General features: G+C 66.9%; 5 protein-coding genes and 1 tRNA gene. 3 read left to right on the forward strand and 3 right to left on the reverse strand.

All coding sequences use genetic code 11. The annotated features are described in order from the left end of the window. The coding region (locus tag VFH65_RS25220; RefSeq protein WP_353325262.1) for a Dyp-type peroxidase at positions 1-1140 on the forward strand (1140 nt) is incomplete at its 5' end. Positions 1141-1369: 229 nt separating this feature from the next. Here the strand turns inward: VFH65_RS25220 and VFH65_RS25225 are convergent. Genes VFH65_RS25225 through VFH65_RS25235 form a run of 3 tightly spaced genes read right to left on the reverse strand, consistent with a single transcriptional unit; the run spans position 1370 to position 6917 of the window. Further along, positions 1370-2593: a nucleoside triphosphate pyrophosphohydrolase gene (locus VFH65_RS25225; RefSeq protein WP_353325264.1), complete on the reverse strand. Its 1224-nt coding sequence runs from the start codon at positions 2591-2593 to the stop codon at positions 1370-1372. Continuing rightward, positions 2590-6255 (reverse strand): transcription-repair coupling factor, encoded by a 3666-nt coding sequence (gene mfd, locus VFH65_RS25230; RefSeq protein ID WP_353325266.1) that lies wholly within the window; start codon positions 6253-6255, stop codon positions 2590-2592. Before mfd ends, VFH65_RS25225 begins: the two co-directional genes overlap by 4 nt. Before the next feature lie 56 nt (positions 6256-6311). Beyond that, positions 6312-6917: a TetR/AcrR family transcriptional regulator gene (locus VFH65_RS25235; protein ID WP_353325268.1), complete on the reverse strand. Its 606-nt coding sequence runs from the start codon at positions 6915-6917 to the stop codon at positions 6312-6314. Between the two features lie 154 nt (positions 6918-7071). On the opposite strand from VFH65_RS25235, the gene VFH65_RS25240 reads away from it, so the two are divergent. Next, a tRNA-Gln gene (locus VFH65_RS25240) sits at positions 7072-7143 on the forward strand. A gap of 86 nt (positions 7144-7229) precedes the next feature. Beyond that, a partial coding sequence (locus VFH65_RS25245) for an NTP transferase domain-containing protein (RefSeq protein ID WP_353325267.1) occupies positions 7230-7831 on the forward strand: 602 nt, incomplete at its 3' end.

Below are 7831 nucleotides of genomic sequence, written 5' to 3' on the forward strand. Positions count from 1 at the left end.
GCGCCGGCGCCGGCCGCCGCCCGGTTCGTCCCGTTCGAGGGGCCGCATCAGTCCGGCATCGCGGCGTTGCCGATCCCCGAGCAGGGGCTGGTCGCGTCGTTCACCGTGCAGTCGAAGGACAGGGCCGCCCTTTCGGCCACACTGGCTGCGCTCACCGATGAGATCCGCGGCCTGATGACCGGCAAGCCGCCCGAGGTGCGAGACCCTGCCTACCCTCCTGTCGATTCGGGGATACTTGGCGAAAAGCCGCCGCCGGACAACCTGTCGGTGGTCGTCGGTGTCGGCGCTTCGCTGTTCGACGACCGGTACGGCCTGGCTGATCGCAAACCGAAGGAACTGGTCACCATGCCGTTCCTGGCCAACGACCGGCTGGATCCCAAGCTGTCGCACGGTGACCTGTCGATCATCCTCGAGGCCGATCACAACGACACGGTGCAGTTCGCGTTGCGGCAGCTGATGCGCCGCACCCGAAGCGATCTGGTGTTGCGGTGGATGGTCGACGGCTATGCCCGCGGTATCGGGGCAGGCAAGGTGTCGGAAGCTGCGACTCCGCGAAACCTGTTGGGGTTCAAGGACGGAACCGCGAACCTCGACGTGGACGACGACACCCTGATGGACCGCCATGTGTGGGTTGGCGCCGACGATGGTGAGCCCGAGTGGGCGGTCGGCGGTTCGTATCAAGCCGTTCGGATCATCCGCATGTTCGTCGAGTTCTGGGACAGAACCCAGCTCGCCGAGCAGGAGGCGCTCATCGGGCGGCGCAAAGTCAGCGGCGCGCCGCTGGGGATGACGGACGAGTTCGCCGATCCCGATTACGCGGAGGACCCCGACGGCAAGCGCATCAAGCTGGACGCTCACATCCGACTGGCCAACCCGCGCACTCCCGAGACCGAGCCGAATCTGATTCTGCGGCGCGGATTCAACTATTCGAGGGGGTTCGACGGCGCTGGGCGCCTCGACCAGGGGCTGGCGTTCGTTGCCTACCAGCGCAGCCTGGAAAAGGGATTCCTCACGGTGCAGAACCGGCTTAAAGGTGAACCGCTCGAGGAGTACATCCTTCCCGTCGGAGGGGGTTTCTTCTTCATGCTTCCCGGGGTGACGGACCCGGACCGATTCCTCGGTGATCAGCTAGTCGGCTGAGGGCGTCGCTCGTAACGTGGTGGCGGGATTTCGCGCGGAATCCCGCCATGGCGTTACAAGCGGCGCCTAGGCCTTCCACGCTCGCGACAGCCGTCTGTCTCTTCCGGGGGACGCCTCGCGGGCGCGAAAATGGGGCGTGGTCGCATCCGACCGTGCGGTTTCATACGCGACACGCCGGGGTCGACGTACGAGTTCGCACAGTCGCGGTCGGAAACCTAGGTGACCGCTCTCAGGCGGTGAATTTCTCCGACGACTCCTCGCCGTCTCCGGATTCCTCCGTGGCCGCCGCCGCTTCTTCGGTCGAAACATCTTCGGGCGCAGGCTCGTTGGGAGCAGTGGGCGACGGCTCGGGAACCTCGACGGGGCTGGGCTCAGGAACCTCGACCGGGCCCGGTTCGGGAACATCTGCGGGCGTCGGCTCAGGAATGCGGTCGGGCGCCGGTTCCGTGTCTTCGGCGACCGGCTCTTCGGCGACGGGTTCTTCGGCTTCGGTTTGGGCTTCGTCGGCAGCCGGCTCTTCGGCCTCCGAAGGCCAGTACGCCCGCCACTCCTCTTCGCTGATCACCCCGAGAGTCGACATGTCGAGTTCCTCCGGTACATCATCGGCGCGGCGTCCAGCCGCAATTGCGTGCTCCGTCCGGCGCACGGTGTCCATGAACTCCAGAACCGCTGTCCGCAAAGCGTTCTCGGTGTCGACATGGGCCGCCACGCTGACCGACGTGATCGTGGCGGGAATCAGATCACCGGGCAGCCCCGCAGCCGTAACCCGCTCAATCACCTTCTGCGCCAACGCCAACGCGGGCTGGCCCGTTGGCACGTCGTCCATCGAGGAGTTGCGGTTCTTTTCCAGCGCTTTGCGCTCTTCCCACTGCGCGAGCTGCTCGTCGAGCGAGATCGGCTCTCCGGCAAGCACGGCCGGCACCCTGTTACCGAGCTTGCGCACCAGCGAATCGGCGACATCGTCGATGCTGAACGAATGCTGTGGTGCGTCCTCGGCGATTCGTGCGTGAAACAGCACCTGTAGCAACACATCTCCGAGTTCCTCGCGCAGTTCGTCGGCGTTGCCGCGGTGCACCGCGTCGAAAACCTCGTAGGTTTCCTCCAGCAGGTAGCGGCGCAGCGTCTCGTGCGTCTGCTCACTTTCCCACGGGCCATTGGTGCGCAGCTTGTCCATCATCGCCACCGCGTCGACCAGCCGCTCCCCCGGCGAGGCTTCGGGGGCCGCGATCAATTTGTCGCCCGCGGCCAGCCGCGCCTTCACCGCCGGATGATCGGGGTCCGACGACAGCAGAACCGGTGCGTCCTCCCCGTCGTACGCCGGCCGGGCCGCAGGCAGCGACCACGGCACCTTGACGGGCATCTCTTCGGTGTACTGGACGTCACCAGTGAGCAGGTCGATCGCGTCGATCGGAACCAGCGAGGGGCGACGCGCATCGACCAACACGACAGTCATCGTGTTTGACCTCCTCGCGAATGTTGCCCCGACCCCGACTTCGTTATATCAACATCGTCCTGCGGTTTCCCATCCAGCGCCAATACCAGCCCGGCCACCATCTTGACGAGTTCAAGATCACGGATCCGCGGCGCACCGATCCCGTCACCGGCCCTGGGAATCGGCACCTGCACCGTCGACGTCGTCGCGCGGTAGTTCGCGCTTGGGTACAGCCGCTTCAGCCGAAGTTGCTGAGAATCCACCAGCTGCAACGGCGATATCCGCAGTGACGACTCCGACACCGCGCTGATCTCGGTGATCCTGTAGCGACGGCACAACAACCGCAACCGCGCCACCGCCACCAGGCGCTGCGCAGTTTCCGGCAACGGCCCGTACCTGTCGACCAGCTCTTCTATGACGGCGTCCACCGCCGCGTCGTCAGAGGCGGCGGCCAACCGCCGGTACCCCTCCAACCGCAGCCGGTCGCTGGCGATGTAGTCCGGCGGCAGGTTCGCATCGACCGGAAGGTCTATCCGCACATCCTTCGGTTCCTCCGGTGCCAGAACGGTTTTCCCGTCCGCTGCCGCGCGGTACGCCTCGACGGCTTCGCCGACCAGCCGCACGTACAAGTCGAAGCCGACGCCTGCGACGTGCCCCGACTGCTCGGCGCCGAGGACGTTTCCGGCGCCGCGGATTTCAAGATCCTTCATCGCGACGGCCATACCCGCGCCCAGATCGTTGTTCTGCGCGATCGTGGCCAGCCGGTCATAGGCGGTCTCAGTGAGCGGAGCTTCCCGTGGGTACAGGAAATACGCGTAGCCGCGTTCACGGCTGCGGCCCACCCGGCCCCTCAGCTGATGTAGCTGCGAGAGCCCGAACGTGTCGGCCCGCTCCACGATCAGAGTGTTGGCGTTGGAGATGTCCAGGCCCGTCTCGACGATCGTCGTACACACCAGGATGTCGTACTCGCGGTTCCAGAAGCCCTCGACCGTGCGCTCCAACTGCTCCTCGGGCATCTGCCCGTGCGCGACGACGACGCGGGCCTCTGGCACCAGCTGCCGCACCTTGGCCGCCGCCTGGTCGATGGACCGGACGCGGTTGTGGATGTAGAAGGCCTGCCCGTCGCGCAGCATTTCCCGTCGCAACGCCGCGGCGACCTGCTTGTCGTCGTGCGGGCCCACGTATGTCAGCACCGGGTAGCGCTCCTCGGGCGGCGTCAGGATCGTCGACATTTCCCGGATGCCGGCCAGGCTCATCTCCAGCGTGCGGGGAATCGGCGTGGCGCTCATGGTCAGCACGTCGACGTGGGTGCGCATCGACTTGATGTGCTCCTTGTGTTCGACGCCGAACCGCTGTTCCTCGTCGACCACCACCAGGCCGAGGTCCTTCCAGGTGACGCCGGTCTGCAGCAGCCGGTGCGTGCCGATCACGATGTCGACCGAGCCGTCTTTCATGCCCTCGAGCGCCGCTTTGGATTCCGACGGGCTGGTGAACCGGGACAGCCCCTTGACCGTGACCGGGAATCCCGCCATCCGTTGGCTGAACGTCTGCAGGTGCTGATCGGCCAGCAGCGTCGTCGGTACCAGAACCGCGACCTGCTTGCCGTCTTGCACCGCCTTGAACGCCGCGCGCACCGCGATCTCGGTCTTGCCGTATCCGACGTCGCCGCAGATCACCCGATCCATTGGGATGGGCTTTTCCATGTCGGATTTGACCTCGGTGATTGCGGTCATCTGGTCCACGGTCTCGGTGAACCCGAACGCGTCCTCCATCTCCGCCTGCCACGGGGTGTCCGGATTGAAGGCGTGCCCTGCGGACGCTTGGCGCTTGGCGTACAGCGACACCAATTCGGCCGCGATCTCCCGCACGGCGCGGCGGGCCTTGGTCTTGGTGTTCGTCCAGTCGCTGCCTCCCAGCCGGCTCAGCGTCGGCGACTCGCCACCGACGTAGCGCGACAGCTGATCCAGCGAATCCATCGGCACATAGAGCTTGTCAGTGATATTTCCCGCGCCGCCTCTTTTACCCGACGCATATTCGAGCACCAGGTATTCACGGCGCGCGCCGCCGACTGTGCGCTCGACCATCTCGACGAATCGCCCGATGCCGTGCTGATCGTGTACCACCAGGTCACCGGCCGTCAGGGCCAGCGGGTCGACCACGTTGCGGCGTTTGGCGGCCAGCCGCTTGCCCTCGGTCGCGGTGGCCCTGTTGCCGGTGAGGTCGGTCTCGGTGATCAGGACGAGGTTGGCCCCGGCGATCACCACACCGTCGTGCAGGGGGCCCTTGAGCACCCCGACGACGCCTTCCTTCGGGGTCTCGCCGGGCTCCAACATCGTTGCGGGAGTGTCGGATTCGGCCAGTTGCTCGACCACGCGATGGGCCGTACCGGTGCCGGGGGTGACGATGGCTGCGTATCCGCCGGTCATGACGTGGGCGCGCAGCATCGCGAAAATCTCGGTGATGTTGTGCTGTTGGCCGCGGGCGGAGGGTGCCGGACGGATGTCGACCTGCAGCGCGGACTCGTCGGACAACTGGGAAAGCGTCCACCACGGGTGATCGCCCGTGCGGGCCGCGGCGCGGGCGTCGTCCAGCTCGACGAATCCCGACGCGCCGAGCGCTTCGATATCGATCGGCACGTCGCCGCCCACCGCGGCCGTCGACCAGGAGGCCTCCAAGAACTCGCGGCCGGTCTTGATCAGGTCGGCCGCGCGGGTGCGCACCTTCTCGGGATCGCAGATCAGAAGTGGTGTGCCCGACGGTAGGTGGTCGGCCAGGGTCAACAATTCGGTCGGGCGAAGAAGCGGAAGTAGGGCCTCCATGCCGTCGACGGGGATGCCCTCGGCCAGCTTGGCCAGCATGTCGGGCACGCTGCCCGGCACGGTGTTCTCCTGCACCGGGTGCTCCGCGGCGAGCTTTGCGGCGCGGTCGCGGACATCGCTGGTCAGCAGCACTTCGCGGCAGGGCACGGCGATAAGCGTGTCGATGTCGATCTCGGTGATCGAGCGCTGATCGGCGACCGAGAACATCCGCATCTCGGAGACCTCGTCGCCCCAGAATTCGATGCGCACCGGGTGCTCGGCAGTGGGCGGGAAGATGTCGAGGATTCCGCCGCGGACCGCGAACTCGCCGCGCTTGCCGACCATGTCCACCCGGGTGTAGGCCAGGTCGACGAGCCTGGCGATGACGGCGTCGAAGTCCGCGTCGGCGCCCACAGTCAGCGTGACCGGCTCGATGTCGGCCACGTCGGGCGCCATCGGCTGCAGCAGCGATCTGGTCGTGGTGACCACGACACGCAGCGGTGGGCCGAGGCGCTCGTCGTCCGGATGGGACAGCCGGCGCAGCAGCATCAGCCGCGCGCCGACGGTGTCGACTCCCGGGGAGAGCCGCTCGTGCGGCAGCGTTTCCCAGGACGGGAACATCGCGACGGCCTCGCCCAGCACGCCGCGCAGCTCAGCGGTCAGATCGTCGGCTTCGCGCCCGGTCGCGGTGACCACGAGCAGCGGGCCGTTCTGCGCGAGCGCGGTCGCCACGAAGACCCTGGCGTTGGCCGGGCCGACGAGCGTGAGATCGGCGGGTCTGTCGGCGGCGCGGCGGGTGACTTCTTGTAGGGAGGGATCCCGCAGGGCCAGCTCGACGAGGCCCGCGATCGGGGTTTGGACATGGGTGATCCCCGATGCGGTCATGATGCGTCCATCCTAGGCAAGCGCCGAAATGCCTGCGGGAGCGGGAGAAACGACGGCTACTCGTCGAGCAGCTGCGGGTCGTCCTCGAGGTGCATCAACCCGTTCCAGCACAGGTTGACCAGGTGCGCGGCCACTACTTCCTTCTTCGGCTCGCGCACGTCGAGCCACCATTGCGCCGCCATCGACACCGAGCCGACCAGGGCTTGGGCATACAGCGGCGCCATTTCGGGATCCAGGCCGCGGCGGGAGAAGTCGCCGGCCAGGATGGACGACACCTGGTTGACGGCCTCGTTCAGGAGCGTCGAGTAGGTGCTGCCGGACGTGATGGACGCCGGCGAGTCACGGATCAGGATGCGGAACCCGTCGGTGCGTTCGTCGACGTAGGTCAACAGCGCCAGCGCGACGCGTTCGATGCGCAGCCGGGACCGGTTGTTGGTCATCTTCGTCAGCGACGACGTGATGCCGTCGAGCAGCGCCGACATCTCGCGGTCGACCACCACCGCGTACAGGCCTTCCTTGCCGCCGAAATGTTCGTAGACGACGGGCTTGGAGACATTGGCCCGCTGCGCGATCTCCTCGATCGACGTGCCCTCGTAACCGCGTTCGGCGAACAACGTTCGTGCGACGTCGATGAGCTGATGGCGCCGCTCAGCGCCCGTCATCCGGGCGCGGGGGGCGCGCACTTCCTTGTCGAGCTTATCGGGCACTGCCACGTCTTTGAGGCTACGTCGTTCGACGTCGGGCGACGATCAAGCGGCGAGGAACGAGCCGCGATGAGGAGCCTGACCAGTCGTACTAGCATCACGAGTTGATCAGTCCGTCGTGGTGTAATCGGCAGCACCTCTGATTTTGGTTCAGATAGTTCAGGTTCGAGTCCTGGCGACGGAGCTCCGTCGTGGCGAGCGACCGCAAAATGACACGCACAACGGCGTGTCGCCGTACAAACACGGACGCTCGCGCCAGATAGGAGACCTATGACGGTGCACGGCGAAGCCGCGGTCCTGGTCCTGGCGGCAGGGGCGGGCACCCGCATGCGCTCGGACACCCCCAAGATGCTGCACACTCTGGCCGGCCGCAGCATGCTGGCGCACGCGCTGCACGCGGTCGCCGAGGTGGCCCCGCAGCACGTCGTCGTGGTGGTCGGAAAGGACCGCGAGCGCGTCGCATCCGCGGCCCAGGAGCTGGCCGGCGAACTCGGCAGGCCCATCGACATCGCGGTTCAGGACCAACAGCTCGGCACGGGCCACGCGGTGGGGTGCGGGCTGACCGCGCTGCCAGAGGACTTCGCAGGCACGGTGGTGGTGACCGCGAGCGATGTCCCCCTGCTGGACGCCGGCACGCTGGCCGACCTGATCGCCACGCACAGCGCCCAGACCGCGGCGGCGACCGTGCTGACCACGACGTTGCCCGATCCGACCGGCTACGGCCGCATCCTGCGCACCCAGGACGGCGAGGTGATCGGCATCGTCGAGCAGGCCGACGCCACCGCCTCGCAACAGGCCATCACCGAGATCAACGCGGGTGTCTACGCGTTCGACATCGCCGCTTTGCGCTCGGCGCTGAGCCGGCTGCGCTC

The organism is Mycobacterium sp. (genome assembly GCF_035697385.1).
In the GTDB taxonomy this organism is placed as follows: Bacteria; Actinomycetota; Actinomycetes; order Mycobacteriales; family Mycobacteriaceae; genus Mycobacterium.

What these genes read in the sequence shown, in the direction of transcription:
- VFH65_RS25225 (WP_353325264.1), bottom strand. Translation starts at nt 2,593, where the DNA reads ATGACTGTCGTGTTGGTCGATGCGCGTCGCCCCTCGCTGGTTCCGATC.
- mfd (WP_353325266.1), bottom strand. Translation starts at nt 6,255, where the DNA reads ATGACCGCATCGGGGATCACCCATGTCCAAACCCCGATCGCGGGCCTC.
- VFH65_RS25235 (WP_353325268.1), bottom strand. Translation starts at nt 6,917, where the DNA reads ATGACGGGCGCTGAGCGGCGCCATCAGCTCATCGACGTCGCACGAACG.